Annotated in this window: 26 protein-coding genes; 13 read left to right on the top strand and 13 right to left on the bottom strand. The window is 68.1% G+C overall.

Features of this window, described 5'->3' with window-relative positions; genetic code table 11:
- Positions 1–18: 18 nt before the first annotated feature.
- The 3 genes from L1081_RS20480 to L1081_RS20470 are packed head-to-tail and all read right to left on the bottom strand — an operon-like array spanning position 19 to position 2,694.
- The gene (locus tag L1081_RS20480) at positions 19–870 is read right to left on the bottom strand and encodes a transporter substrate-binding domain-containing protein (protein ID WP_489413821.1); all 852 of its coding nucleotides are present in this window, start codon (positions 868–870) and stop codon (positions 19–21) included.
- 53 nt (positions 871–923) lie between these two features.
- On the bottom strand, positions 924–1,877 hold the full coding sequence (locus tag L1081_RS20475) for an aminotransferase class IV (protein ID WP_489413820.1): 954 nt from the start codon (positions 1,875–1,877) through the stop codon (positions 924–926).
- A 31-nt stretch (positions 1,878–1,908) separates the two neighbouring features.
- A complete protein-coding gene (locus tag L1081_RS20470) occupies positions 1,909–2,694 on the bottom strand; it encodes an ATP-binding cassette domain-containing protein (RefSeq protein WP_489413819.1) in 786 nt (261 codons plus the stop codon).
- A gap of 135 nt (positions 2,695–2,829) precedes the next feature.
- Here L1081_RS20470 and L1081_RS20465 point away from each other — a divergent pair, with 135 nt between their 5' ends.
- Complete coding sequence (locus L1081_RS20465) at positions 2,830–3,306, top strand: FKBP-type peptidyl-prolyl cis-trans isomerase (RefSeq protein WP_015867985.1); 477 nt, start codon at positions 2,830–2,832, stop codon at positions 3,304–3,306.
- Positions 3,307–3,339: 33 nt separating this feature from the next.
- Here L1081_RS20465 and L1081_RS20460 read toward each other — a convergent pair whose 3' ends face one another.
- Entirely contained in the window at positions 3,340–4,956 is a 1,617-nt protein-coding gene (locus L1081_RS20460; protein ID WP_489413818.1) for a CHAD domain-containing protein, read from the bottom strand.
- 75 nt (positions 4,957–5,031) lie between these two features.
- On the opposite strand from L1081_RS20460, the gene L1081_RS20455 reads away from it, so the two are divergent.
- The 4 genes from L1081_RS20455 to L1081_RS20440 all read left to right on the top strand — a co-directional run bounded on the left by L1081_RS20455 (position 5,032) and on the right by L1081_RS20440 (position 9,324).
- The gene (locus L1081_RS20455; RefSeq protein WP_489413817.1) at positions 5,032–6,405 is read left to right on the top strand and encodes an amidase family protein; all 1,374 of its coding nucleotides are present in this window, start codon (positions 5,032–5,034) and stop codon (positions 6,403–6,405) included.
- Positions 6,406–6,512: 107 nt separating this feature from the next.
- Complete coding sequence (locus L1081_RS20450; protein WP_319428267.1) at positions 6,513–6,929, top strand: VOC family protein; 417 nt, start codon at positions 6,513–6,515, stop codon at positions 6,927–6,929.
- Positions 6,930–7,005: 76 nt separating this feature from the next.
- Entirely contained in the window at positions 7,006–8,181 is a 1,176-nt protein-coding gene (locus L1081_RS20445; RefSeq protein ID WP_489413816.1) for a pirin family protein, read from the top strand.
- A 186-nt stretch (positions 8,182–8,367) separates the two neighbouring features.
- Positions 8,368–9,324: an IS110 family transposase gene (locus L1081_RS20440; protein WP_489412789.1), complete on the top strand. Its 957-nt coding sequence runs from the start codon at positions 8,368–8,370 to the stop codon at positions 9,322–9,324.
- Between the two features lie 16 nt (positions 9,325–9,340).
- On the opposite strand, the gene L1081_RS20435 is transcribed toward L1081_RS20440, so the two are convergent.
- Positions 9,341–9,631: a YciI family protein gene (locus L1081_RS20435; RefSeq protein WP_215248273.1), complete on the bottom strand. Its 291-nt coding sequence runs from the start codon at positions 9,629–9,631 to the stop codon at positions 9,341–9,343.
- 147 nt (positions 9,632–9,778) lie between these two features.
- Here L1081_RS20435 and L1081_RS20430 point away from each other — a divergent pair, with 147 nt between their 5' ends.
- Together L1081_RS20430 and L1081_RS20425 are read left to right on the top strand one after the other, a co-directional pair.
- On the top strand, positions 9,779–10,849 hold the full coding sequence (locus L1081_RS20430; protein ID WP_489413815.1) for a M4 family metallopeptidase: 1,071 nt from the start codon (positions 9,779–9,781) through the stop codon (positions 10,847–10,849).
- On the top strand, positions 10,846–11,187 hold the full coding sequence (locus L1081_RS20425) for a protealysin inhibitor emfourin (RefSeq protein ID WP_319428270.1): 342 nt from the start codon (positions 10,846–10,848) through the stop codon (positions 11,185–11,187). Before L1081_RS20430 ends, L1081_RS20425 begins: the two co-directional genes overlap by 4 nt.
- A gap of 20 nt (positions 11,188–11,207) precedes the next feature.
- Here L1081_RS20425 and L1081_RS20420 read toward each other — a convergent pair whose 3' ends face one another.
- Positions 11,208–12,536, bottom strand: a complete 1,329-nt coding sequence (locus L1081_RS20420) for an Nramp family divalent metal transporter (RefSeq protein WP_489413814.1) — start codon at positions 12,534–12,536, stop codon at positions 11,208–11,210.
- 100 nt (positions 12,537–12,636) lie between these two features.
- On the opposite strand from L1081_RS20420, the gene L1081_RS20415 reads away from it, so the two are divergent.
- From L1081_RS20415 to L1081_RS20405, 3 genes are read left to right on the top strand one after another with little or no spacing between them, the layout of a single operon-like run.
- Positions 12,637–12,945 carry an antibiotic biosynthesis monooxygenase gene (locus tag L1081_RS20415; RefSeq protein WP_489413813.1) on the top strand — a complete coding sequence of 103 codons (309 nt, stop codon included), beginning with the start codon at positions 12,637–12,639 and terminating at the stop codon, positions 12,943–12,945.
- Positions 12,946–13,005: 60 nt separating this feature from the next.
- Complete coding sequence (locus tag L1081_RS20410) at positions 13,006–13,575, top strand: hypothetical protein (RefSeq protein WP_489413812.1); 570 nt, start codon at positions 13,006–13,008, stop codon at positions 13,573–13,575.
- Positions 13,576–13,608: 33 nt separating this feature from the next.
- On the top strand, positions 13,609–14,202 hold the full coding sequence (locus tag L1081_RS20405; protein WP_489413811.1) for a hypothetical protein: 594 nt from the start codon (positions 13,609–13,611) through the stop codon (positions 14,200–14,202).
- Positions 14,203–14,275: 73 nt separating this feature from the next.
- On the opposite strand, the gene gap is transcribed toward L1081_RS20405, so the two are convergent.
- Together gap and L1081_RS20395 are read right to left on the bottom strand one after the other, a co-directional pair.
- Positions 14,276–15,277 (bottom strand): type I glyceraldehyde-3-phosphate dehydrogenase, encoded by a 1,002-nt coding sequence (gap, locus tag L1081_RS20400; protein WP_489413810.1) that lies wholly within the window; start codon positions 15,275–15,277, stop codon positions 14,276–14,278.
- A gap of 63 nt (positions 15,278–15,340) precedes the next feature.
- On the bottom strand, positions 15,341–17,446 hold the full coding sequence (locus L1081_RS20395; protein ID WP_489413809.1) for a thiamine pyrophosphate-binding protein: 2,106 nt from the start codon (positions 17,444–17,446) through the stop codon (positions 15,341–15,343).
- A gap of 135 nt (positions 17,447–17,581) precedes the next feature.
- Between L1081_RS20395 and speD the strand changes: the two genes are divergently transcribed.
- Genes speD through L1081_RS20380 form a run of 3 tightly spaced genes read left to right on the top strand, consistent with a single transcriptional unit; the run spans position 17,582 to position 20,099 of the window.
- On the top strand, positions 17,582–17,962 hold the full coding sequence (gene speD, locus L1081_RS20390) for an adenosylmethionine decarboxylase (protein ID WP_489413808.1): 381 nt from the start codon (positions 17,582–17,584) through the stop codon (positions 17,960–17,962).
- A 35-nt stretch (positions 17,963–17,997) separates the two neighbouring features.
- Positions 17,998–18,708, top strand: a complete 711-nt coding sequence (locus L1081_RS20385; RefSeq protein ID WP_489413807.1) for a sugar phosphate nucleotidyltransferase — start codon at positions 17,998–18,000, stop codon at positions 18,706–18,708.
- Complete coding sequence (locus L1081_RS20380; protein WP_489413806.1) at positions 18,705–20,099, top strand: aminopeptidase P N-terminal domain-containing protein; 1,395 nt, start codon at positions 18,705–18,707, stop codon at positions 20,097–20,099. Before L1081_RS20385 ends, L1081_RS20380 begins: the two co-directional genes overlap by 4 nt.
- On the opposite strand, the gene L1081_RS20375 is transcribed toward L1081_RS20380, so the two are convergent.
- The 5 genes from L1081_RS20375 to L1081_RS20355 form a co-directional block, all read right to left on the bottom strand.
- Positions 20,041–21,015 (bottom strand): LysR substrate-binding domain-containing protein, encoded by a 975-nt coding sequence (locus L1081_RS20375; protein WP_489413805.1) that lies wholly within the window; start codon positions 21,013–21,015, stop codon positions 20,041–20,043. The genes L1081_RS20380 and L1081_RS20375 overlap by 59 nt on opposite strands.
- 49 nt (positions 21,016–21,064) lie before the next feature.
- Positions 21,065–22,426, bottom strand: coding sequence for an esterase-like activity of phytase family protein (locus tag L1081_RS20370; RefSeq protein WP_489413804.1), 1,362 nt, complete (start codon positions 22,424–22,426; stop codon positions 21,065–21,067).
- An 82-nt stretch (positions 22,427–22,508) separates the two neighbouring features.
- Entirely contained in the window at positions 22,509–24,140 is a 1,632-nt protein-coding gene (locus L1081_RS20365; protein ID WP_489413803.1) for an FAD-dependent oxidoreductase, read from the bottom strand.
- An 11-nt stretch (positions 24,141–24,151) separates the two neighbouring features.
- Positions 24,152–25,696 (bottom strand): polyamine aminopropyltransferase, encoded by a 1,545-nt coding sequence (locus L1081_RS20360; protein ID WP_489413802.1) that lies wholly within the window; start codon positions 25,694–25,696, stop codon positions 24,152–24,154.
- A gap of 14 nt (positions 25,697–25,710) precedes the next feature.
- A complete protein-coding gene (locus tag L1081_RS20355; protein WP_124959215.1) occupies positions 25,711–25,929 on the bottom strand; it encodes a DUF350 domain-containing protein in 219 nt (72 codons plus the stop codon).
- Positions 25,930–25,941: the final 12 nt, after the last annotated feature.

Raw genomic sequence — 25,941 nt, 5'->3', positions numbered from 1 at the left:
CAGTTCGATCCGCTCGGCCTATTGGCCGAGTGTTTCCTTCATCACGCCAGGCACGGTGGCCGGATCAATGCCCTTGGTCTTGAGGTACTGGCCGTACAGCGCTTGCGTCTGCCCCGATGCATAGAGCTTGGCGATCAGGCCGTCGAGCTGGTTGCGGAAGCCCGCATCGGCCTCGCGCCGGATGCCCACGCTGGTTGGCAGCGCAACGACCGGCTGCGGCACCTGCACCTTGCCCTTGCGGATCTTCGAATATGCGATGACCAGCGCCGGGTGATAGAAGCCGATCGCGTCGACGCGGCCCGACATGAAGGCCGCCACGGTTTCGTCGGTGTTGGTGAAGCGCTCGATCTTCGCCTTCGGCAGGCGCGTGGTCAGGTCGCGGTCGGTGGCCGTGCCGAGCGCCACGCCGATGCGCACTTCGGGCTTGTCGAGGTCGGCCCAGTTCTTGGCGACGAGGCCGTCCTTCGCGAGCACGCCCTGCGCGTACCAGAGCAGAGGGCTGGCCGGGAAGTCGATGGCCTTCTTGCGCTCTTCGGTGGCGTCGAGCACGAACATGGCATCGATCTGCCCGGCCTGCAGCGCCGCCACGCTGTTGCCCCAGGTGGTCTCGACCGGCGTCATTTTCACGCCCATCTCCTTGGCCACCTGTTCGCCGAGCAGCACGCCGAGCCCGGTCCAGGTGCCCGAGGCGGGATCGCGGAAGTACCACGGGTCGCCGGGCGCGACGCCGATGCGCAGCTCGCCGCTCTGCTTGATCTTCTGCAGCGTGTTGGTCTGCGCGCCGGCGGCGAGGCTGGCGAGCGACAGGGAGGCGGCCAGCGCAAGGGCGAGGGCACGGCGCAGGCGCCGGAAGGGAGTGGTGGCGTTCATGGGATGGCTTTCCGTGGACTGTGAAGTTGAAGGGAGCAGGCGGTGTGCGGTGTTCAGGCGGCCGCGGGCAGCGCGCCGTGGGCCTCGTTCGCGCTGGCGATGTAGGCGCGGTAGAGCGCGTCGAGCCGCTGCGTGAGCGGGCCGAGCGGCGCCAGCGCGCGGCCGTCGACCGACGACACCGGCGTGAGGCCGGCCAGCGTGCCGGTAACGAAAGCCTCGTCGGCCGCGTAGACCTCGGCCAGCGTGAAGTCGCCTTCGTGCACCGGGATGCCCGCCTCGCGTGCGAGCCGCACCACGGTGGCGCGCGTGATGCCGTTGAAGCAGTAGCGCCCCGATGAGGTCCACAGTGCGCCGTTGCGCACCGCGAAGAAGTTGGTGGAATTGCAGCTCGAGACGAAGCCGTTGGGGTCGAGCATCAGCGCCTCGTCCGCGCCGGCCTGGATGGCCTGGATCAGGGCCTGGATCAGGTTGAGGCGGCTGTGCGAGTTGAGCCGCAGGTCGAACACGTCCGGCCCGCTGCAGCGCAAGGTCGAGGTGAAGAGCTTCAGGCCGTTGCGCTTGGCCTCCGGCGTGACCACCTTGTGCTCGGCCACGCACACCACGGTGGCGCCGCCGATGATGAAGCGCGGATCCTGGTTGGGCGTTTTCTTGACGCCGCGCGTCACCATGAGCCGTGCGTGCGCGCCATCGCGCATGCCGTTGCGCAGGAAGGTATCGACGACCACCTGCTTCATCTGCGCCCGGGTCCTGCCGATGTCCAGCGCGATCGACTTCGCGCCCTCGTACATGCGGTCGATGTGGGCGTCGAAGGACACGATGCGGCCGTCGACCAGGCGCACGCCTTCCCACACGCCGTCGCCGCACACGTAGCCGGCGTCGAACACCGACACCACCGCCTGGTGGCGCGGAACGAACTGCCCGTTCACGTAGACGAGCACCTCGTCGTTGCGTGCATCGGGGGCATAGGCCTGGGAACTGGTCTTCGAGGGGGCGCTGTCGGCATGCATGAATAAGGGTCCTGCGGTGGTTCGCGTGGGATCAGAAGTGGAAGGCGGTGAAGCGCTCGATGAAGCGCTGCGTGCGCTCCTGCTTCGGGTGCTTGAGCACCTCGTCGGGCGTGCCGCTCTCGTGCAGCAGTCCGTCGGCGAGGAACACCACCTTGTTGGCGAAGTGGTAGGCAAAGCCGAGCTCATGCGTCACGAGCAGCATGGTCCGGCCTTCGTCGGCCAGCGTGCGGATGGTGCCGAGCACCTCGCCGACCAGCTCGGGGTCGAGCGAGGAAGTGGGCTCGTCGAACAGCAGCACCTCGGGCTCCATGGCCAGCGCGCGGGCGATGGCGACGCGCTGCTGCTGGCCACCGGACAGGTGGCCCGGGTAGGCGGCGGTCTTTTCCGCCAGCCCCACCTTGGCGATTTCGGCCAGAGCGCGCTCGCGGGCCTGGGCCGCGGGCAGGCGCTTGACGGTCACCAGACCCTCCATGACGTTCTGCAGCACCGTCATGTGCGGGAACAGGTTGAACTGCTGGAACACCATGCCGACCTGCTTGCGCACCTCGCTGAGCTCGGCCTCGCCGTAGCGCAGGGTGTCGGAACCCGGCGCGGGCCGGCCCACGGCGCGGCCCTTGAGGATCACCCGTCCGGCGGAAGGCATTTCCATGAAGTTGAGGCAGCGCAGCAGCGTGCTCTTGCCCGAGCCGCTCGCGCCGATGATGGCGATGCGGTCGCCCGGCAGCACGTCGAGGTCAATGCCGCGCAGCACGTGGTGGCTGCCGAAGCGCTTGTGCAGGGCCTGGATGCGGAGAACGGGCGGCGGGGCGGCTGTCATGGCATGCGATGGTATGGATTGTCGAACAATCGACAATCGGGAGTTGTACTATCCAAGCAAAGTCCATGCCATGCCTACCCGCGGCCGCGCTCGCCAGGCGCGCGGCCGCTTCGCCCCTGCGGGAGAATCGCCCTCATGAAAATCGAAAAAGACACAGTCGTCACCCTCAAGTACAAGGTTGCCGACGCGCAGGGCAAGCTCATCGAAGCCAGTCCCGAGCCGATGGCCTACCTGCATGGCGGCTACGAGAACACGCTGCCCAAGATCGAGGAAGCGCTCGATGGCAAGGAAAAGGGCTTCCAGACCACGCTGAACCTGGCGCCCGAAGACGCCTTCGGCCTGCGCGACGAGTCGCTGGTGCGCAGCATCCCCAAGTCCGAATTCCCGCCGGGCGTGAAGGTGGGCGGGCAACTCGAGGGGCGGCTCGACGATGGCACCGAGCACCTCTTCACCGTGATGAAGATCAAGGGCCCGGTCGTGCTGCTGGACGGCAACCATCCGTGGGCCGGCAAGGCGCTGAAGTTCAGCCTCCAGGTGACGGACGTGCGCGCGGCGCTGCCGGTGGAGATCGAGCATCGGCACGTGCATGGTGCGCATGGGCACCATCACTGACCGTTCGGGTGCGGCGGTCCGGTCGTTCTCGTTCTAGTTGTTCTTTTTCCAGAACCGCGGCGCCTTCCCGATCCGGCCCAGTGCCTTGCGGCAGGCCTTCGCATGCGCCGCATGGCGCGCGCTGAACCAGCCGACGGCGAACCATGCGCGGGCATCGCGCCCGGTGGCTTCGCGGTAGAGCGCGAGCGCCACGGCTTCGTCGTTGAACTCGCCCAGCGCGTCCTGCGCGGGGCGCAGGCGCTTCAGGTAGCGCTCGGCGGCCGGTTTTTTTTCCTCATCCACATCGGCAAACAACGGCGCCGCGAATTCGGCCAGGTAGCGCAGGCGCTTGAGCCGCTTGCGCGTGCGGTGCTGGTCTTCGGTGGCCAGCGATTCGAAGCGCCGGCCGTCGCGCACCGCCTGTTCATGCAGGCGCTGCAGGCGCTTGCGCAGATGGCGGCGCGCCTCGCCGGCATCGAGCGGCGCCGGCGCTGACGGGGGCTGCCCGGCGCCTTCGGCATCGCCTTGTGGCAGTGCTTGTGCAGCGGTGGCCGCGGTGAAGCCGATCAGCGACACCAGCACCGACTGGAACGCGGGTGCGCGCACCACCTCGCCGGGCGACGGTGCCTCGGCCGCCGCATCGTCGCCAGCCAAGGGATCGAACTCCGGCGCCCTCGCATCGCGCAGTTGCGGCTGGGCCAGCTTCACGATCTGCTCGCGATCGCGCAGGGCGCCGAGCGCGCGGAAGGCCTCGACCAGCGGCGGCTCCCATTCGGCGCCGTTGAAAAGACCGGCGCGCGGGTCGAGCCCCGCGAGTTCGCGCAGCGCGGTGCGCAGGCGCCGGATGCCGATGCGCAGCTGGTGGATCTGCTCTTCATCCGTGCTGCCCGCGGCGATCTCGCTCGCGTTGGGCAGCATCTGCGCCAGGCACGACGCGACCACCGCCTGCTGGATGGCACGGCCGTCCGGCTTGCGGTCCTTCTCTTCGGCAAAGCGCGGCGCCTCGGCCTTCACGGCCGGCACCACGTCGAGCCTGGCCAGCAGGCGCGCGCCGCGCTCGGCCTTGGACACGGTGCTGAACCACAGGCCGTGCTGCTGCGACCAGCGGCGTGCAAACGCGACCAGCCCCTGCACATCGCCGCGCTTGAGCTCGAGCTCCAGCTCGCACACGGGCGATTCGCGCTCGTCCGGCGTGCCCGCATGGGCGATGACCTTGCCGACATCGAGCGCCAGCTCCACCACGGCCGCGCCGGCGCCGGTGGTGCGCACGTCGCGCGTGAGCCGCACGATGTCGGTGGACTGGCGCTCGACCAAGTGCGCGCCGCCCGCGGCCAGCGCCTTGGCAAGCCGCTCGCCCACAGGCGTGCCGTGGTGGCGCTGCGGGTCGATGGCCGGCGCGGCGCCGCCCGCCGCCGCGGCGCCCAGGTCGACGTTGTGTTCGAGCCGGTGCAGCGCGTTGTCCCCGGTGGCCTTGGCGGTTTGCACCCAGCGCCGCCCTTCCTTGCGCAGGCGCAGCACGATGCCCTGGGCGGCCAGCGCCTGGTCCGCGGTGTCGAAATAGCGCGCCTGCAGACGGGTGCGCACCACGGCGCCGCGCCGCATGGCAGCCTCCACGGCTTTCAGGTGCTCCGCGGGAACATGAAACTTGAACTCGATTTCCATGACGGCCATGATGCCCGGTCTTTTCATCGCGCAGCCGGCTCTGCGTCCGCCGCCGCGGCATCAAGAAAGAAAGAAAGGCTCGCCATGGCCACACCGCTCGATCCCACCGCCCTTCTTGCTGCGGGCGCCGCCCGATCGGCCAGGGCACTGGCCGCGGGCCAGCTGAGCGCCGCGGCGCTGTGCGAAGCCGCCATCGCCCGCATCGAAACGCTCGATGGTGCGCTCAACGCGGTGGTGGTGCGCGACTTCGACCGCGCGCGCCGTCAGGCCGCCGAGGCCGACGCGGCGCTCGTGCGCGGCGAGCGCCGGCCGCTGCTGGGCGTGCCGATGACGGTGAAGGAGGCCTTCAACGTCGCCGGCCTGCCGACCAGCTGGGGCCTGCCGCCGTTCCGCGATTTCGTGCCGCGGCAGGACGCCGTCGCCGTGGCGCGCCTCAAGGCGGCGGGCGCGGTGATCCTCGGCAAGACCAATGTGCCGCCGGCGCTGGCCGACTGGCAATGCGCCAACCCGGTGTACGGCCGCACGGTGCACCCGCTCGACGCCGGGCGCACGCCGGGCGGCTCGTCGGGCGGCGGCGCCGTGGCGGTGGCCGCCGGCATGGTGGCGCTGGAACTCGGCAGCGACCTGATGGGCTCGCTGCGCATTCCCGCGAGCTTTTGCGGCGTGTACGCGCACAAGCCGAGCCACGGCCTGCTGCCGACGCGGGGCTTCGCGTTTCCGGGCACGGAGGAGGCGCCGGCTGGGCTGCCCTCGGTGATCGGGCCGATCGGCCATGGCGCGGACGACCTCTCGCTGGCGCTCGATGTGCTGGCCGGACCCGACGCGGCCCACGTGGCGCAAGGCCGCTTCATGCTGCCGGCAGCGCGCCATGCGGTGGCCAAGGACTGGCGCGTGCTGGTGGTCACCGCGCATCCGCAAGCCGCGGTGGCGGCCGACGTGCGCGCCGCCATCGACGGCGCCGGGCAGCGGCTAGCGAAGTCCGGCGCCTCGGTGGCCCAAGCCTCAGACCTGTTGCCCGACCTGGCCGAAGTCGGCGACACCTACGGCCAGATCGTGCAGACCGTGCTCGCGCATGCCGAGCCCGGGGGCCGGTCGCCGATGCCGCTGCGCACCTGGTTCGACCTGCTGGCCACCCGCACACGCATCCGGGCGCAGCTGCGCACGCTGTTCACGCAATTCGACGCCGTGCTGTGCCCGGCAGTGGGCTGCGCGGCCTTCAAGCATGTGGCCGAGCCCGATTTCGAGAAGCGCACGCTCACTATCGACGGAAAGCCCACACCCTATGGCGCACTGGCCGCCTGGTCCGGGCTCGCGAGCCTGGGCGGGCTGCCCGCTACAGTTGCTCCCGCGGGCTTCACGGCCGACGGATTGCCGCTGGGCGTGCAGATCGTCGGCCCGTATTTCGAGGACCGCAGCACTCTCGCGCTGGCCAGGCTGCTGGCAAAAAGTGCCGCTTAAAAAAATAATGTGGACACCGTACATTTTCTTTGGTATCTTTTGTGGACGGTGTACACAACACACCGGCAACCCTCCGATCCACTCGTCATCGATATAGGAAGACAACCATGGCCAACAAGCAGATCTTCGTGAACCTCGCCGTCAAGAACCTCGACAAGTCCAAGGCTTTCTTTGCCGCGCTGGGCTACACCTTCAACGAGAAGTTCACCGACGCCAACGCCGCCTGCATGGTGATCCAGGAAGGCAGCATCCACGCCATGCTGCTGGTGGAAGACTTCTTCAAGACCTTCACGAGCAAGAGCCTCACCGACACCAGCAAGAGCACCGAGGTGCTGCTGTGCCTGTCGTGCGAAAGCCGCGCCGAGGTCGACGAGATGGTGGCCAAGGCGGTGGCTGCGGGCGGTACGGTGCCGCGCGAGCCGCAGGACTACGGCTTCATGTATGGCCACGGCTTCCAGGACATCGACGGCCACCTGTGGGAGCTGATGTACATGGACCCGAACGCCGAAATGCCGGCGCAGTGAGCTTGCGCCACAGCGGACCAGAACGATGCCCATCGTTCCATATGCGCTCCTCACTGTTGCGCGGAAGGCCCCTTCCTTGAAGCGGGTGCGCCCCGATATTCCAGAAAGCAGCGTCGCCGCGCATTCAGCGGCGGCGCACCCAACCGAAAGGAATACCGAGGTGTCCAGCAACAACGACAGCAGCAGCCATATCGAGGAAGGCCGCAGCCCCGTGCTGCAAGTGAGCCCGCTCGGCTTCCCGTGGCAGACGATCGACCCGTTCCTGTTCTGCGTCTATCACGACGACGCCTATCCGAAGGCCAACGCGCAGATGGGGCCCGAGGCCCCGCTCGCGGGCCGCCAGATCGGCCAGGACTTCAGCCGCAAGGACGGCTGGAGCATGTACCACGGCGACACGGTGCCGGGCTTTCCCTCGCACCCGCACCGCGGCTTCGAGACGGTGACCATCGTGCGCAAGGGGCTGGTCGACCATTCCGATTCGCTGGGCGCCACCGCGCGCTTCGGCGGTGGCGACGTGCAGTGGCTCACGGCCGGCAAGGGCATCGTGCATTCGGAGATGTTTCCGCTGCTCGATGCGAACGCGCCGAATCCGCTGGAGCTGTTCCAGATCTGGCTCAACCTGCCGGCCAGAAGCAAGATGGCCGAGCCGCACTTCACGATGTTCTGGTCGGAAGCCATTCCGCACTTCACGTCCGACGATGCGGCGGGCGGCCGCACCGAGGTCGCGGTGATCGCGGGCCGGTTCGGCGGCACTGCCGCGGACGGCGGACCGGCGCCGATCCACCCGCTGGCGCCGCCGCCCGATTCATGGGCCGCGCAGGCCGATGCCGACGTGGCGATCTGGACGCTCAAGATGACGCCCGGCGCGCAATGGACGCTGCCTGCCGCCGCGGGCGAGGGCACGCAGCGCATGCTGTACTTCTTCAAGGGCGTGGTGGCGACCATCGCAGGCCGGCGCGTGGAAGGCCCGGCCGCCATCGAACTGCGCGCCGACACGGCCGTCGAACTGCGCAATGGCGATGAAGAGCCGGGCGAATTCCTGCTGCTGCAGGGCCGGCCCATTGCCGAGCCGGTGGCGCAGTACGGTCCGTTCGTGATGAACACGCAGGCCGAGATCAGCCAGACGCTGGCCGACTACCGCCGCACGCAGTTCGGTGGCTGGCCCTGGAGCGATCCGGCGCCGGTGCATGGCCGCGATGCGGAGCGTTTTGCGCGGCACCCCGGCGGGCGCGAGGAAAAGCCGGCGGCCTGAACCCCGCGGCCCCGCGGCCTTGTATCTTTAAGCCTCGGACCGGCTCGGGTAGCCCGAGCGGCCTCTGGGCCATTTGTTGAAGCCCGCCTCTGAGCACTGGGCGCCCGAGCCGGACCGTCCTTCTCTGCAGCCCGAACGGTTGTAGGAATTTGAAGTTCGCATAGACAAGGATGGGAGTGAGAGGACGTGTCCGACTCTGTTTTTATCGGTATTGACGTCTCCAGCCAGACCCTGGAGATCGCCAGCAGCGATCAGGCCAAGACTTGGCAGCTCGCCAATGACGTGGCTGGCATCGAGCAACTGGTCAACCAGGCATCGGCTTTGGCGCCCGCGCTGGTTGTGCTGGAGGCCACGGGCGGCTACGAGTTCGAAGCGGCCTGCGCGTTGCAGGCCGCGGGCCTGGCGGTGGCGGTGGTCAACCCGCGCACCGCGCGCGACTTCGCCCGCGCGATGGGCGCGCTGGCCAAGACCGATGCGCTGGATGCGCGCATGCTGGCGGCCTTCGCCCGCGTGCTGCATCAGCACCCCGAGCGCGAGCGCTTCGTCAAGCCGCTGGCTGATGCCGAGTTGCAGCAACTGCAGGCCTTGGTGCTGCGTCGGCGCCAGTTGGTGCAGATGCTGACCTCCGAGCGGCAGCGCCTGCGCCTGGCTCACGCGGCGGCGCGCCCGAGCATCGAGCGGCTCATTGAATTCTTGAAGCACGAACTCGGCGACAGCGAAGCCGAGGTGGCCGCGCATGTGCAGCGCCATCACGCCCAATTGGCCCAGGCGCTGGCCAGCGTGCCGGGCATCGGCGCTGCCAGCGTTGCAGTGCTGCTGGCCGAACTTCCCGAACTCGGCAAGCTCGACCGGCGCCGCATCGCTGCGCTGGTGGGCGTTGCGCCCTTGAACCGCGACTCCGGCCAGATGCGTGGCCAGCGCTGCATCTGGGGTGGGCGCGCCGATGTGCGGCGAACCCTGTACATGGCCACGCTGACGGCGGTGAGGCATAACCCGGCGCTCAAGGCCTGCTACGAGCGCCTGCTGGCGGCAGGAAAGCGCAAGAAGGTCGCCCTGGTGGCCTGCATGCGCAAGCTGCTGACCATGCTCAATGCCATCGCCAAACACGGCTCCACATGGGATTCGACTATGCATATCGCTTGACTGCCAAGACGGTTGCTCAGAGCGCCTTGAGGATCTCGGTCGCGGGCGCGGTCATGCTGGGCACGAACTCGATCACGTGCGTGCTGGCCGCGCCGTTCTGCACGAAGGGGTCGCGTGCGAGCACGGCCTCGAGCTCTGCCCGATCGCCCGAGCGCGCGAAGATCACGCCGCCCTTGCGCGGCACCTGCCGGCCCGAGGCCAGGAACAGGCCACTTTGGTAGTGCTTTCGCAGCCACGCCATGTGCCCATCCATCAATACATCGAGCTCTTCAAGCGGACGGATGTAGGTGAGGGTGACGATGAACATGGCGGGGGCGGCAAGTGGATCGGAAGGCTCCGATCGTATGGCCTGGAACGCGGCCATCTCATGACCAGAAGTAACGGAGTGATCCAGGTTTTACGGCTTTCTGATACCGTCTTTTTTGTTGCCCTCAACTGCAAAGGAGAGTCGCCCATGCCGCTTCGCTCGCCAGGCCTTTCGCCGCCCAGCTTCGTACCGCCGTACCTGCTGGACCGGCTCGCGCAACATGCCAGTGCGCATGCCAGCGCGAAGGCGGCGCAGACGCTGATGATCGACCGCCAGCACCGCGGCCTGCGCGAGGTGGTGGCCGGGCAGGGCGTGTCGTCAGGCCCCGCGCCCAGCTATGTGCGGCGCGGCTCGCCCGCACGCGCCATCCACGACGCGGAGCACACCATGGCCCTGCCGGGCCGGCTGGTGCGCGCCGAAGGGCAGGCCGCCATCGGCGACATCGCCGCCGACGAGGCCTACGACTACCTGGGCGCCACCTACCGCCTGTTCCACGACATCTACGAGCGCGATTCCATCGACGGCGCGGGCCTGCCGCTCACGGGCAGCGTGCACTACGGCAACGACTACGACAACGCCTTCTGGAACGGCAGGCAGATGGTGTTCGGCGACGGCGACGGCGAGGTCATGAACCGCTTCACGATCGCGGTGGACATCATCGGCCACGAGCTCACGCACGGCGTGATCGACCACGAGTCGGGCCTGGTCTACCAGGGGCAGCCGGGCGCGCTCAACGAGTCGATCTGCGACGTGTTCGGCGCGCTGGTCAAGCAGCACCTGCGGAAGCAGACGGCGCAGCAGGCCGACTGGCTGGTGGGCGCGGGGCTCTTCACCGACAAGGTCAAGGCGCGCGCGCTGCGCTCGATGGCCGAGCCCGGCACGGCCTACGACGACCCGGTGCTGGGCAAGGACCCGCAGCCTGCCCACATGAAGGACTTTGTCGACACGCGGCAGGACAATGGCGGCGTGCACATCAACTCCGGCATTCCGAACCGCGCCTTCCATCTCGCTGCCACGGCCATCCAGGGCCCGGCATGGGAGACGGCCGGGCGCGTCTGGTACGACACGGTGTGCGACCGGCGGCTGCGCCAGGACGCCGATTTCCTGGCCTTCGCACAGCTCAGCGTGGAAAATGCGGCCAAGCGCTTCGGCGCCGGCAGCGCGGCGCACAAGGCCGTTGGCGCCGCATGGAACACCGTGGGAGTCACACCATCATGATTCAGCTTCCGCCCCTGGACCAGGCCTCCGTCGTGCGCGTGACGCGCGAGGGCGGCGTGGCCTACGTGCCGGGCCTGTCGCGCCCGCGCAGCTACCAGCTGGGCAACTGCAGCGAAGAACTGCGCCAGCAGATCGGCGAAGCGCTGCAAAGCGCCGCGCCCCACGCGGAGCCGCGCGGCGGCCCCGGTTCGCCGGGCGGCGACCAGCGCTTCTACCGCGTGGAAGTGGTGGTGGAAAGCGCCACTTCCCATTCAGGTTCTTCGGTCAGCTTCGAGGTGCCCGAGAACGAGGCGCCCGAGTCGCTGGTGCACCTCTGGAAAGACGCGGCCGAGCGCTGAGGCTCCGTCTCTTCACCGACTCAAAGGCCGCCGAGCACCGTCGACGCCACCAGCCACACGTTGGCCGAGCTGATCACGCCGAACAGCCCCCAGGCCAGCAGCTTGACCAGCGTGCCGTTGGCAAAGCCGCCCATCAGCGCGCGGCTGCTCGTGAAGCGGATCAGCGGCCACATCGCGAAGGGCAGCTGAAAACTCAGCACCACCTGGCTCAGCACCAGCATCTTGCCCACACCGCCATCGCCGAACCACCAGACCCCCAGGAACGCCGGCCCGAGCGCCAGCCCCCGCGTGATCAGGCGGCGCTGCCAGCACGGGATCTTCAGGTCGAGAAAGCCTTCCATGATGATCTGGCCCGCAATGGTGCCGGTGAAGGTCGAGCTCTGGCCCGAGGCCAGGAGCGCAATGCCGAACAGCGTGGCCGCCACCGCGCTCCCCACGATGGGCTCGATGAGCCGGTAGGCGTCGTCGATCTCGGTCACTTCCACATGGCCGGTGCTGTGGAAGGCGCTGGCCGCCAGCACCATGATGGCCGCGTTGACCAGCAGCGCGAGCGAGAGCGAGAACACCGCGTCGAAGGTGCAGAAGCGCACCGCCTCGCGCCGCGCCGCATCGCTGTCGGCCACCAGCCGGGTCTGCACGATCGACGAATGCAGGTACAGGTTGTGCGGCATCACGGTGGCGCCGACCACGCCGATCGCAAGGTACAGCGCACCGGGCTGCTGCAGCCGCTCGAAGCTGGGCGCGAAGCCCATCGCCACGCCGAACCAGTTGGGCTGCGACATCGCAAGCTCCACCACGAAGCAGCCCGCGATGGTGCCCACCAGCCCGAGCACGATCGCCTCCACGCGCCGGAAGCCCGCGCCCTGCAGCCCCAGCACGAGCAGCGTGTCGAACGCCGTGATGCCGATGCCGACCGGGATCGACACGCCGAACAGCAGGTGCAATGCGAGCGCGCTGCCCAGCACCTCGGCCAGGTCGCAGGCCACGATAGCCAGCTCCGCGCCCAGCCACAGGAAGCGGCTCGCGCGCGGCGAATAGTGCTCGCGGCAGGCGCGCGCCAGGTCTTTCTGCGCCACCAGGCCGAGCCGCACGCACAGCGTCTGCAGCAGCATGGCCGCCAGGCTCGCGAGCAGCACCACGAAGAGCAGGCCGTAGCCGAAGCGCGAACCGGCCTCGATGTCGGTCGCCCAGTTGCCCGGGTCCATGTAGCCCACCGACACCAGCAGACCGGGGCCCGCGTAGCGCAGCAGCTTCTTGCCGAACGGCAGGTCGTGCGGGACCGCCACGCTGCCCTTGACTTCGGAGGGGCAGAAGGGCGCGGTGGCCGTGCGGGGCAGGGGAAAGAACATGCGGGCGATGATAGGGGTCGCGCACGGGACCGCTGGCCGGGCGGCCGGTCTTTTAGATTCGGCGGTCCCACTCATTCACAAGCACACCGGAGCCTCTTTCATGATCCACGTCGTCGCCGTCATCACCGCCAAGCCGGGCCAGCGCGCCAGCCTGCTCGAAGCCTTTGCCGCCAACCGCGCCGCCGTGCTGGCCGAGGAGGGCTGCATCGAATACGGCGCCACGGTCGACGCCGCGGGCGTGCCGGCATCGAAGGCCAGCTTCGGGCCGGACACCTTCGTGGTGATCGAGAAATGGGAAACGCTGGCGCATCTGCAGGCCCATGGGGTGGCACCGCACATGGCGGCCCATGGGGCGAAGACGAAGGAGCTGGTCCAGAGCAAGCTGATCCACGTGCTCGAGCCGGTCTGACGCGGCCGGTTTACGTCATGTTACTGTCGCGCCTCCAAACAACTCTGGAGGAGAAGAAACATGGCAAACAACCGCCTGCTCGGCGTTGTCCTCTGCGCGCTCGCCGTCCTGGCGACGGGTTGCGCATCGCCCAAGGCACCGCCCTACGCGCCGGACTACGCCGCGCTTGACCAGCTCAAGGCCTCGAAGCCTTCGACCGTCGCGGTGGTGAAGGTCGAACCCACCGATCCCAATGCGTCCGTCAACCGAATCTCGCTGCGCGGAACCCGGCTGGATTCGCCCAGCGGCACCTTTGCCAAATATCTCGAGGAAGCGCTGGTGCGCGACCTGAAGGAAGTCTCCGCCTTCGATGCCAAGTCGCGCACGCGGCTCGACGCCCGCATCCTGGCCAACGACGTCAGCGTGGGGAACATCTCCACCGGCACGGGCGTGATGGAAGTGCAGATCGAGGTCACGCGCGAAGGCGTGCAGCGGCTGAAGAAGACCTACAAGGCCGACATCAGCTTCGAGTCCAGCTTCGCGGGCATGGTGGCCATTCCGGCCGGTCAGACGGCCTATCCGACCCTGGTTCGCGCGCTGCTGAAAAAGGTCTACACCGACCCGCAGTTCGCCGCCGCCATCGGCTCCTGACGCCATCCGTTCGAAAAAAAAAGGAAGACCATCATGTCCTTTTCCGGAACCGTCCGCATTGCGCTGGCGCTGGCCTTCGCCGCGGTGCTCGCAGGTTGCGCACACCCCATCTCGCTCAGCACCGAGGCGGCGCCGCCGCAGCGCGTCGACACCTACCTGGTGCCGAAGAAGGTGGCCTATGCCATGAGCGATGCCGAGCGCGGCAAGCAGGCCATCACCCCCGGCGGTGGCGGCGACCGCATCAGCTACTACCCGTATCGCGACCTGGAAAAGTCGATCCGCGATGCGCTGCGCGCGGTCTACCAGGACGTGGTCGTCATCCCCTCGGCGGCAGATGCCAGTGCCGTCAAGGCGTCGGGGGCAGCCTATGTGTTCACGCCGATGATCACGACCAGCTCCAGCTCCTCGTCGGTCCTCACCTGGCCACCCACGGAGTTCACCACCGAGATCGCCTGCACCGTGACCGACCCGGCCGGCGCGGAAATCACGCGGGTCAAGGCGACCGGCAGGGGTGCCGCGGAGTTCAGCGAGTTCAAGCACGACCTTGCGCTCTCCGCCAAGCGTGCATCGGCCGAGGTGGCGAACCAGCTGGCCAGCGAGATCCGCAGGAACGAGAAGCTGCGCTGATACGACCGGTGCCTCGCCCATGAAAAAACGCGCCCGAGGGCGCGTTTTTGCTGCCGAGGCCGCGAAGCCCTGCTTACTTGGCCACAACCTTCACCATCTCCAGGCACTTGTTCGAGTAGCCCCATTCGTTGTCGTACCAGCTCACGAGCTTCACGAAGGTGCTGTCCAGCGCAATGCCGGCTTCGGCGTCGAAGATCGAGGTGCGCGGGTCGCCGCGGAAGTCGGTGGCCACCACCTTGTCCTCGGTGTAGCCCAGCACGCCCTTGAGCGCGCCTTCGCTCTGCGACTTCATCTCGGCGCAGATCTCCTTGTAGGTGGCTTCCTTCTCGAGCTCCACCGTGAGGTCGACCACCGACACGTCGGAGGTCGGCACGCGGAAGCTCATGCCCGTGAGCTTTTTGTTGAGCTCGGGGATCACCACGCCCACGGCCTTGGCGGCGCCGGTGCTCGAGGGAATGATGTTTTCCAGGATGCCGCGGCCGCCGCGCCAGTCCTTGTTGCTCGGGCCGTCGACGGTCTTCTGCGTGGCGGTGGCAGCGTGCACGGTGGTCATCAGGCCGCGCTTGATGCCCCACTTGTCGTTCAGCACCTTGGCGAGCGGGGCCAGGCAGTTGGTGGTGCAGCTGGCGTTGCTGACGATGGCTTCGCCGGCGTACTTCTTGTCGTTCACGCCGTAGACGAACATGGGGGTGTCGTCCTTCGACGGCGCCGACATGATCACCTTCTTTGCACCCGCGTCGAGGTGCTTCTGGCAGGTTTCCTTCGTGAGGAAGAGGCCGGTCGACTCGAGCACGATGTCGGCGCCGACTTCGTTCCACCTGAGTTGCGACGGGTCGCGCTCCTGCGTGAGGCGGATCTTCTTGCCGTTGACGATCAGCGTGTTGCCTTCAACCGTGACTTCGCCCTTGAAGCGGCCGTGCACCGAGTCGTACTGGAGCATGTAGGCCAGGTAGTCGGGCTCGAGCAGGTCGTTGATGGCGACGATCTCGATGTCGTTCTTGAAGTTCTGCACCGCTGCGCGCAGCACGTTGCGACCGATGCGACCGAAGCCGTTGATACCGAGTTTGATAGCCATCTGATTTGCTCCTAAGGTTGAAAAACTTGTGGTCGGACAGAAAGGAAAAACGCCTCGCCGGGCTCAGCCGCGCAGGGCGGCTTCGACCGTGGCGGCAACGTTCTCGGCGGTGAAGCCGAAGTGCTTGAACAGCGCCGGAGCCGGTGCCGACTCGCCATAGCTGTCGATGCCCACGACGGCCGCGCAGCCGTATTTCCACCAGCCGCCGGTGCAGCCCATTTCCACCGCGATGCGCGGCAGCTTCTTGGGCAGCACGGCCTTCTTGTAGGCCACGTCCTGGCGGTCGAAGGTGGTGGTCGAGGGCATCGACACCACGCGCACCGCGATCTTCTTCTCGGCCAGCAGCTTCTGCGCGGCCAGCGCCAGCTGCACCTCGGAACCGGTGGCGATGATGACCGCCGCGGTCTTCTTGCTCTTGAGGCCGACGGCTTCGGGCTCCGACAGCACGTAGGCGCCGCGGCTGATGTCGCCGAGCTCGCCCTTGGACGCATAGGCGATGTTCTGGCGGCTCAGCAGCAGCGCGGTCGGGCGCGACTGGTTCTGCAGCGCCACGGCCCAGGCCACGGCGGTCTCGGCGGTGTCGCCCGGGCGCCAGACGTCGAGGTTCGGAATCAGGCGCAGCGAGGCGGCGTGCTCGATCGACTGGTGCGTGGGGCCGTCTTCGCCCAGGCCGATGGAGTCGTGCGTGAACACGTGCACCACGCGGCGCTTCATGAGCGCGGCCATGCGGATGGCGTTGCGGCTGTAGTCGCTGAAGGTCAGGAAGGTGCCGCCGTAGGGAATGAAGCCGCCATGCAGCGCAATGCCGTTCATGATGGCCGCCATGCCGAACTCGCGCACGCCGTAGTTGATGTGGCGGCCGATCTCGCCGTGCGGCGGCTCGACGGCTGCCCCCTGCGCGGCTTCGTCTTCGGCGCCTTGCGCAGGCTGCGTCGCGACAGGCGCGTTCTGCACCACGGCGCCGGTCTTGGCGTCGAAGCGCAGCGCGGCGGTGCTCTTGGTGTTGGTGAGGTTGGAGCCCGTGAGGTCGGCGCTGCCGCCGAGCATTTCGGGCAGTGCGGCGGTGAAAGCCTCGAGCGCGAGCTGGCTGGCCTTGCGGCTGGCCACGGTTTCGCCCTTGGTGTGGGCGGCCACCACGGTGTCGAACGCCACCTGGTGGAAGTTCTTCGGCAGCTCGCCCTTCATGCGGCGGGTGAACTCGGCAGCCAGGCCGGGGTAGGCCTTGGCGTAGGCCTCGAAGCTGTCGTTCCAGGCCGCTTCGGCCCGGGCGCCTTCTTCCTTGTGGTTCCAGTCGGCATACGCCTCCTGCGGCACTTCGAAGGCCGCGTATGGCCAGTTCAGCGCAGCGCGGGTGAGCGCGATTTCGTCGGCGCCCAGCGGCTCGCCGTGGGCCTTGGCGGTGTTGGCGCGGTTCGGGCTGCCCTTGCCGATCTGCGTCTTGCAGATGATGAGGGTGGGCTTCGAATCTTCCTTCTTGGCCTTGGCGATGGCCTTGGACACGTCCTTGGCGTCGTTGCCGTCGATCGGGCCGATCACGTTCCAGCCGTAGGCCTTGAAGCGTTCTTCGGTGTTGTCGATGAACCAGGGCTTGACCTGGCCGTCGATGCTGATGCCGTTGTCGTCGTACAGCGCGATCAGCTTGTTCAGGTGCCAGGCGCCGGCCAGCGCGCAGGCTTCATGGCTGATGCCTTCCATCATGCAACCGTCGCCCAGGAAGGCGTAGGTGTGGTGGTCGACGATGGCGTGGTCCTTGCGGTTGAACTCGGCCGCGAGCAGCTTCTCGGCCAGCGCAAAGCCCACGGCGTTGGTGATGCCCTGGCCCAGCGGGCCGGTGGTGGTTTCCACGCCGGGGGTCACGTCGACCTCGGGGTGGCCCGCGGTCTTGCTGTGCAGCTGGCGGAAGTTCTTGAGTTCGCTGATGGGAAGGTCGTAGCCCGTGAGGTGCAGCACCGAATACAGCAGCATCGAGGCGTGGCCGTTCGACAGCACGAAGCGGTCGCGGTCGAACCAATGCGGGTTCGCGGGGTTGTAGCGCAGGTGTTCGCCCCAGAGTGCGACGGCCATGTCGGCCATGCCCATCGGTGCGCCCGGATGGCCGGAGTTTGCTTGTTGGACGGCATCCATGGCCAGCGCGCGAATCGCGTTGGCCATCAGGGCTTGGTTTGCCATGGGCGGTGGACTTTCGGGGAATGTGGATTGGGGGGAACCCGCGATTTTACCGGGCTCGCTCCAACCCCCTCCGATACGGGCCGAACACCCGACTGATGTTCTTTGGCGACACGCGGACTGCTAGAGTTGCCACCCATGCACGGGCTGCACCTCACCGCCGATCTCCACGACTGCCAATGCGCCATGCAGTGGCTCACCGACAAGGAGGCGCTCGGCGCCGTCTGCCTCAAGGCGGCAACGGCCGCAGGGTTGCAGCCGGTGGGCAAGCTGGTCCATGGTTTTCCGGCCACGCCGCAAGGGCCGGGCGGGGTCACGGCCACCGTGCTGCTGGCCGAATCGCACCTGTGCATCCACACCTGGCCCGAACAGCGCGGCGCAACGCTCGACGTGTATGTGTGCAACTTCGGCGGCGACCATTCGGCCAAGGCGCATGCGCTGATGGAATGCCTGGTGGCCCTCTTCCAGCCCCGCCACAGCGAACGCAACGAACTGCTGCGCGGCCAGGTGGCGGCTTGAAGCCGGTGGCGTCTTCCTTTTCTGCGGTGCGGGCGATGATCCTCGCGGCCGGCCGCGGCGAACGCATGCGGCCGCTGACCGACACCACGCCCAAGCCGCTGCTCGAAGTGCGCGGCAAGCCGCTGATGCAGTGGCCCATGGAGGCGCTGGCCGCCGGCGGCTTCACCGAACTGGTGGTCAACACCGCCTGGCTCGGCGAGAAGATCTCCAGCCGCTTCGGCCCCAACCCCTTGCTGGATGGGCATCCTGCGCTATCGATTTCATACTCCGACGAAGGCCGTGACTTCGGCGAAGCGCTGGAAACGGCCGGCGGCATCGTGCGTACGCTGTCGCAACTGGGCGAGATTTTCTGGGTGGCCGCCGGCGACGTGTTCGTGCCGGATTTCGCCTTCACGCAGGCCGCGGTGGACCGCTTCGCGGCCAGCGGCAAGCTGGCGCACCTGTGGCTGGTGCCGAACCCGGCGCACAACCCGAAGGGCGACTTCGGCCTTTCCGCGGAAGGCCTGGCGCTCAATTCGGCGGCCGAGAAATACACCTTCTCGACCATCGGCCTCTACCGGTCCGCGCTCTTCGCGCCGCCTTACTGCGGCATTCCGGCCGGTAACCCGGCGGGCGACAAAGCCCCGCTGGCCCCGATCCTGCGCGCCGCGATGGACAATGAACTCGTGAGCGCCGAGCTCTACACCGGTCCCTGGACCGACGTGGGAACGCCCGAACGGCTTCTTCAACTGAACACGCCAAGATGACCTCAGAAGACAACCGGATCTACGCCGAGCGCCGCGCGCGCCTCGCCTCGCAACTGGGCAAGGACGGCATCGCCATCGTCCCGACCGCGCCCGAGCGCCAGCGCAACCGCGACAGCGACTTCCTGTTCCGGCACGACAGCTACTTCTATTACCTGACCGGCTTCACCGAGCCGAACGCCTGGCTGGTGCTCGCGGGCGACGGCCGCAGCATGCTGTTCTGCGCGCCCAAGGACCTGGAGCGCGAGATCTGGGACGGCTATCGCCTGGGCCCCGACGCGGCGCCCGCGGCGCTTGGCGTGAACGAGGCCTTCTCGGTCGACGAGCTCGACGCCCGGCTGCCGAAGCTGCTCGAGAACAAATCGACCGTGTGGTTCCCGTTCGCGATCCACAAGGGGCTGGAAACACGCGTCGACGGCTGGCTGCAATCGGTGCGCGCGCGCGTGCGCTACGGCGCGCTGTGCCCCGAGGAGCTGCACGACCTGTGCGGCCCACTCGACGAAATGCGCCTGGTGAAGGACGCCCACGAGCAGGACATCATGCGGCGCGCCGCGCAGATCAGCGCCCGGGCGCACATCCGCGCGATGCAGCTGTCGGCGCGCATGCTGCGTGAAGGCAAGGACGTGCGCGAGTACCACCTCGATGCCGAACTGCTGCACGAGTTCCGCCTGGGCGGCTCGCAGTACCCGGCTTACGGCTCGATCGTGGCGGCGGGCGCCAACGCCTGCGTGCTGCACTACCGCGCCGACGCGGCGCCGGTGCGAAGCGGCGAGCTGGTGCTCATCGACGCCGGCTGCGAACTCGACGGCTACGCGAGCGACATCACGCGCACCTTCCCAGCCAACGGCAAGTTCAGCGGTCCGCAGCGCGCGCTGTACGACCTGGTGCTGGCCAGCCAGGACGCCTCGGCCGCAGCCACCAAGGCCGGCAACCGCTTCAACGATCCGCACGACGCGGCGGTGAAGGTGCTGGCGCAGGGCATGCTCGACCTCGGCCTGCTCGATGCCAACAAGGTGGGCAGCGTCGACGACGTGATCGACTCGCGCGCCTACTTCCAGTTCTACATGCACCGCACCGGCCACTGGCTCGGCATGGACGTGCACGACTGCGGCAGCTACGTGGAGCCCACGCAGGTGGGCGAGGTGAGCGAGCGCAAGGACCCGCTGTCGAACGAAGTCATCAAGAACCGGCCGAGCCGCATCCTCCACCCGGGCATGGTGCTGACGCTGGAGCCCGGCATCTACGTGCGGCCCGCCGAGGGCGTGCCCGAGCAGTTCCACAACATCGGCATCCGCATCGAGGACGACGCGATCGTCACGGCCACGGGCTGCGAGCTCATCTCGCGCGGCGTGCCGGTGAAGGCGGACGAGATCGAGGCACTGATGCGAGCTTGACGGCGCGCTGCGACACCGGCGGCGGCGCATGCCGCGCCTGCAGGAAGTCGATGAACACCCTGAGCTTGCGCGGCATCTGCGCGCGGCTCGGGTGGTACAGGTAGAAGCCCGGAAACGTGGGCCACCAGGGCTCGAGCAGCGGCACCAGGCGGCCGCTTTCCAGATCGCCGCGCACCATGCCTTCGAAGGCCACCATGATGCCCGCGCCGTCGCGCGCGGCGGCCAGCAGCACATCGCCGTCGTTGCTGATCAGCGGCCCGGCCACTTCGACGTCGAGCACGCGGCCGTCCTGCGCGTATTCCCAGCGATAGAGGGCCCCGGTGGTCAGGCGATAGTTCAGGCACTGGTGCTCGCGCAGGTCCTCGGGCGTCTTCGGCAGCCTGCGCCCCGCCAGGTAGCGCGGCGACGCCAGGGTCACCATGCGCTGCGGCCCACCCACCGGCAGGGCCACCACGTCCTGCGCCAGGCTTTCGCCAAGCCGGATGCCGGCATCGAAGCCGCCTTCGACCAGTTCGATCATGCGGTTGTCGCAGACCAGCTCCAGCGTGATGTCGGGATAGGCCTCGGCAAAGTCCGCGAAGTGCGGGTTCAGCAGCAATTCGGCCGACACGCGCGCGACATTCAGGCGCAGCAGCCCGGCCGGCTTGTCGCGCGCCTCGTCGAGGCCTTCGACCGCCTGCGCGAGCGCGGCCAGCGCCGGCTGCGCGCCCTTGAGCAACTGCTGGCCCAGTTCGGTCACGCCGACGCGCCGCGTGGTGCGGTCGAGCAGGCGCACGCCCAGCCGCCCCTCGAGCGTGCGCACGGTCTGCGACAGGGCCGAGGGCGATACGCCCAGCTCTTGCGCGGCCCGCGTGAAGCTGGCGTGGTGCGCAACGCGTGCGAAGGCGGCGATCGCGGGGAGCAGTTCGGGGGACATGCGCGAATTATGAGGACGCGCTTGTGCCGACGGCTCGCGCCGGCGCTACCTACCTGGCCTGCAGCAGCGCCCCGGCTTCCAGCAGCACCAGCTCGTTGTCGTCCGCCTTGTTGGGCTCGCGGCTGCTGGAGAACGGCAGGTTGTTGTCGTTGCCCACCACGATGTGCGTGGCATCGACGACGTCGACGTTCTCGATCGTGAAGAACGGGAACTTGAGCACGCCGTCGTTCAGCGGCTTGCGCGCGAGCCTGGCCGGGTCGGCGATGTTCAGCAGGTCGATGTAGCCGATCTTGCGCACGGCGCCGCCCACGTTGGCGTCGCTCAGCTCGATCTTGTAGACGCGCTTGAACTTCGCGATGTCGTGGAAGCAGTCGCTGCGCTTCTGGCCCTCGGGGCAGGCCTTGTCGCTGGTGCCCTCGCCGTTGTCGCGCTCGATGATCAACCCGGTGGTCGCGTCGATCATGTTGAAGTCGCCGATGGCGTGGCCGTTGGCTTCGAGCGGGTACTTCCAATGACGGCCCGTCCATTTTTCAGACGCCACGTCGAACTCCAGCACGCGCAGTGCTTCCTTGCCGTCCAGCTTCTCGTAGTCCTTCGCCTCGGCGTTCCACACCGGGCCTTCGAGCAGCGCGTAGAGCTTGCTGCCGTCCTTCGATGCCGCCATGCCTTCGAAGCCCTTGGAGCGCTTGACCTGGAAATCGACCGTGCCGCCCGGTGCGCCCGGCGTCGTGACCGCCGGATGGTCGGGCGAGCGCACGGCCTTTCCGTCGACCTGCGTGTCGAACACCGCGAGCACCTTGCCCTTCCGGTCCGCCTTGATCAGGAACGGGCCGAACTCCTCGCCGATCCACAACGCGCCGCCGGCAAACTGGAAGCTCTCGGGGTCGAATTCGGAGCCGGTCAGGTAGCGCTGCCTGGTGCCTTCATGGACGATGCGGAAGGGCACCTTCTTGTCGGGGTCGTGCAGGAAGATGGTGTTCAGGCGATTGAACTTTCCGCTCTTGAAGTCCACCTTGTAGTGGTTCAGGTAGAGCATGAAGTCGGGCGAGTTGGCCTTGGCGCCGGCGCCGTTGTCGGTGAGGATCCAGAACGAGCCATCGTCCATCTTCTTGATGCCCGAGTGGCCCTGCAGCGGCTGGCCCTTGAAGGGCACCGAGACACCGGTGCCGCGTCCGCCGGAGAGGCCTTCGATGGTGCCCAGTGCCTCCACGCGCTTGCCCGAGGTGAACTTGCCGCTGGCCTGCAGGTCGGGGGATGCATCCTTGGGCGCAGCGACGAAGCTCTGTGCAGGCAGCACGGCGTGGCCCGCGAGCGTGGCGGGGAAGGCGGTCTGTGCGGCGGCGTGGCCGCAGGCGAGCGCGGTGGCCAGCGCGATGAAAGAAGAACAGAAAAGAGAGGCAGGGCGCGTCATTGGAAAAGAGGGGTTCCGTGTCGAAACGCGAGACCATGCCGGCCACGCGTGACGCGGCCATGACATGAAGGCACCTGCGCCTTCAGGCCAGCGCCGCGCCCGCGACGTGACCGCGCGTGAACGCCTCCTCGAAGATCGAGTAGCCCGACCAGTCGGCATGGGCGAACGAAAGCCGGCCCGCGACGACGCTGCCGCGGTGCGCCGGGTCCGGTGCCGTGCGGTGCGCGCCGAGCTGCGCGAGCAGGCCGGGCCGGGGAATGGCCATTGCATGGCCATAGCGCATGATCTCGACGCGCGTGGCAAGCGAAGGCAGGTCGGGGTGCGGCACCGAGAGCTCGGCGAGCAGGTCGTCGCGCCAGCCGGTCCAGGGGCGGTCGAGCAGCAGGCGGCGGCCATCGGCGCCGTCGTGGCGGCTCGGGCCGAGCGGGCGGTACCAGCTCAGCACGGTGCCGCGCGGCGTGGGGTCGAGCGCCTGATGGCGCGCATCGACGTAGCCGAGGCCGCGCGTGCCGTAGATCACGTTGTCCCAGCTCGGCGCGGCGCCTGGGCGGTCCGCAAGCGGTCCGCGCAGGTGCACGTTGGCCACGAGCCAGGGGGCATAGCGCAGGTGCGCGGCGGCGTTCTTCAATACCTCCGGCGCGTTTTCGACCACGCGCGCGGCAACGAACACCGGCAGCGCGACGATGCAGCGCTCGGCCTGCCAGCGCACCAGGGATTTCGTCCCCACGTCCCACGCATCGACCTCGACGCCGCCGCGAAGCCCGGCGATGCGCGTGACGGCCTGGCCCGTATGCAGGCGATCGCCCAACGGCTCGGTCAGCCGCTTCGTGAGCCAGCCGTTGCCCTCTGGCCAGGTCAGCACGCCGTCGCGTTCGGTGTTCGGATCGGCGCCGCTGCTCGATGAACCCGGCGCGTGAAATCCGTGCCGGCTCGCGAAGTAGTGGATGCCGGCCCAGGCCGAGACCTGTTCGATGCCCGCGCCGTAATCGTCGCGGCAGCAGTAGTCGAGATACCAGCGCAGTTGCGCATCGCCGAAGCCCTCGCCGTCGAGCCAGTTCGCGAAGGGGAGGGCGTCGAGCGCGAGCAGCTCGGGCGTGACCGCGGCCCGCTGCGCGGGAATGGCGAAATGCGCAGCGTGCTGCAATGCGTCGATGCGCTGCGCGAACTTGCGGTATTGCGCGTGCGTCTCGGGGCCCACGCCGTGCACGGGCAGCAGGCCGTCCTGCCACTCGCCCTGGAAGAACAGCCGCTCCTGCGGGCTGTGGCAAAGGTGGCGCTCGTCGTATTCCCAGCGGCCCGCCACGCGCCGGCGCAGGCCGAGTTCCTCGAGCAGGTCCTGCACTTCGCGCGCATCGTCGCCGGGCGTCGGCAGGTAATGCGCGCCAAGCGGACAGGCAATGCCGCTCACCATGCCGCCGCGCGCATTGCCGCCCGCCGCGTCCTCGAGTTCAAGCAGCACGAAGTCCTCGATGCCCGCGAGCCGCAGTGCGCGCGCGGCGGCGAGACCTGCGACACCGCCACCGGCAATCACCACGCGCGTGCGCTTGACGGCCGCCGGAGACGAGCTCTTGAGTGCGCCGTCGCGCAGCGCATGGCCGCGCGCCACATCGATGCCGGTGAAGCCGCCGTCAATGGGCGGCGGCGGGGCCTCGCAGCCCGCGAGCGCAAGGGCGCCCGCCGCACCGGCCACGCCGAGGAAATCGCGCCGCTGCATGCCGCCCGTCCCTAGTGGGTCGTGATCACCTTGCCCCACTCCTGCTCATAGGTGGTGACAAGGGTCTGGTTCGACAGCCGGTTCACTTCGGCCGGCACGCGCGCCATGTCGAGCGGAAAGTCGAACATCAGCGGCAAGGTGGAACGCGAGAGAAAACGCAGGCCCGAAGGCAGCGCATCGGGCAGCCGGTACGGCCGCCGGCTCGCGATGATGTAGCCCCATTCGCCGAAGCTCGGCACATGCGCGTGGTAGGGCGTCGCGCGCAGGCCGACCGATTCGATGGTCGCCGCCACGGTCCAGTAGCTCTTGCGCGCGACCAGCGGCGAGGTGGTCTGGACCACCGCGTAGCCGCTCGCCGAAAGGCGCTTTTCGAGCAGCGCATAGAAGCTGTTGGTGTAGAGCTTGCCGATCGCGAAGTTGGTGGGATCGGGGAAGTCGACCACGATCACATCGAAAAAGTCCCCGGCCTCCTGCAGCCACTGGAACGCATCGGTATTGACGATCTTCACCTTCGGCGACGAGAGCGCATGGCCGTTGAGCGCCGCCAGCGTTTCGTGCCCGGTGAAGAGCTGGGTCATGTTCGGATCGAGCTCCACCAGCGTGACCGATTCGACCGAGGGGTATTTGAGGATCTCGCGCACCGCCATGCCGTCGCCGCCGCCGAGCACCGCGACTTTCTTCGGTGCGCCCTGCGCGGCCATCACCGGGTGAACGAGCGCCTCGTGGTAGCGGTACTCGTCGCGCTCGGCGAACTGCAGGTTGCCGTTCAGGAACAGCCGATGCCCGAGCTGCCCGCGCGTGACCACGATGCGCTGGTAGGGCGAGGTGGCGCTGAACACGATGCGGTCCTGGTAGAACCTGTCTTCGGCCAGCGTGGTGATGTGACCGGCCCCGGCGAAGGCGCCGATCAGCGCGGCCAGCGCGAGGAAGCAGGCCAGCGCGTGCGCGCCGATGCGGCGCAGCTCATGCCGGAACAGCCACAGCGCCCACACGGCCACCGCCGCATTCATGATGCCGAACAGCAGGCCGGTGCGGATCATGCCGAGCTGCGGCACCAGGATGAGCGGAAAGGCCACCGACACCGCCAGCGCGCCGAGATAGTCGAAGGTGAGCACCTGCGACACCAGGTTCTTGAGCTGGATATTGCGCTTGAGGATGCGCATCACCAGCGGGATCTCGAGCCCCACCAGCGTGCCGACCACCACCACGAGCCCGTAGAGCAGCAGGCGGAACGCGCCGGGCACATAGGCATTCGCGAGGAAAAGAATGGCCGGCAGCGCGCCGCCGACCAGCGCCACGAGCAGCTCGATGCGCAAAAAGTGCGCCGGCAGCTGACGCTCGAAGAAGCGCGAGAGCCACGAGCCCACGCCCATCGCGAACAGGTAGGTGCCGATGATGGTGCTGAACTGCAGCACCGAATCGCCGAGCAGGTAGGAGCTCAGCGCGGCCGCGGTCAGCTCGTAGACCAGGCCGCAGGCCGCGACCACGAACACGCTGGCGAGCAGCGCGATCTCGACCGGCTGCGGCCCGCGCGCATCGGCGGAATGCGCGGACACGGCCGCCTCCCCGCTCAATGGATGGCTGCGGCGACGATGACGCAGATGCCCAGGCTCATGGCGGCCACGACCAGGCCCAGCGCCACGTTCTGCTTCTCGACGATCTCGCCCCAGAGGTCATAGGGCGTGACCTTGTCGATGATCAGGAAGCAGAGCCAGAAGATCAGCACGCCAAGCAGCGCATACACGAGCGATCCGAGGACCACGCCCGGTTTCAGCCATTCAAATCCCATGGGGACCTCCAG

Source organism: Variovorax sp. MSC1_012 (assembly GCF_023667525.1).
GTDB classification, from domain to species: Bacteria; Pseudomonadota; Gammaproteobacteria; order Burkholderiales; family Burkholderiaceae_C; genus Variovorax; species Variovorax beijingensis_B.
The sequence above is the reverse complement of the archived record's forward strand: the minus strand, read 5'-3'. Positions and strand labels throughout refer to the sequence as shown.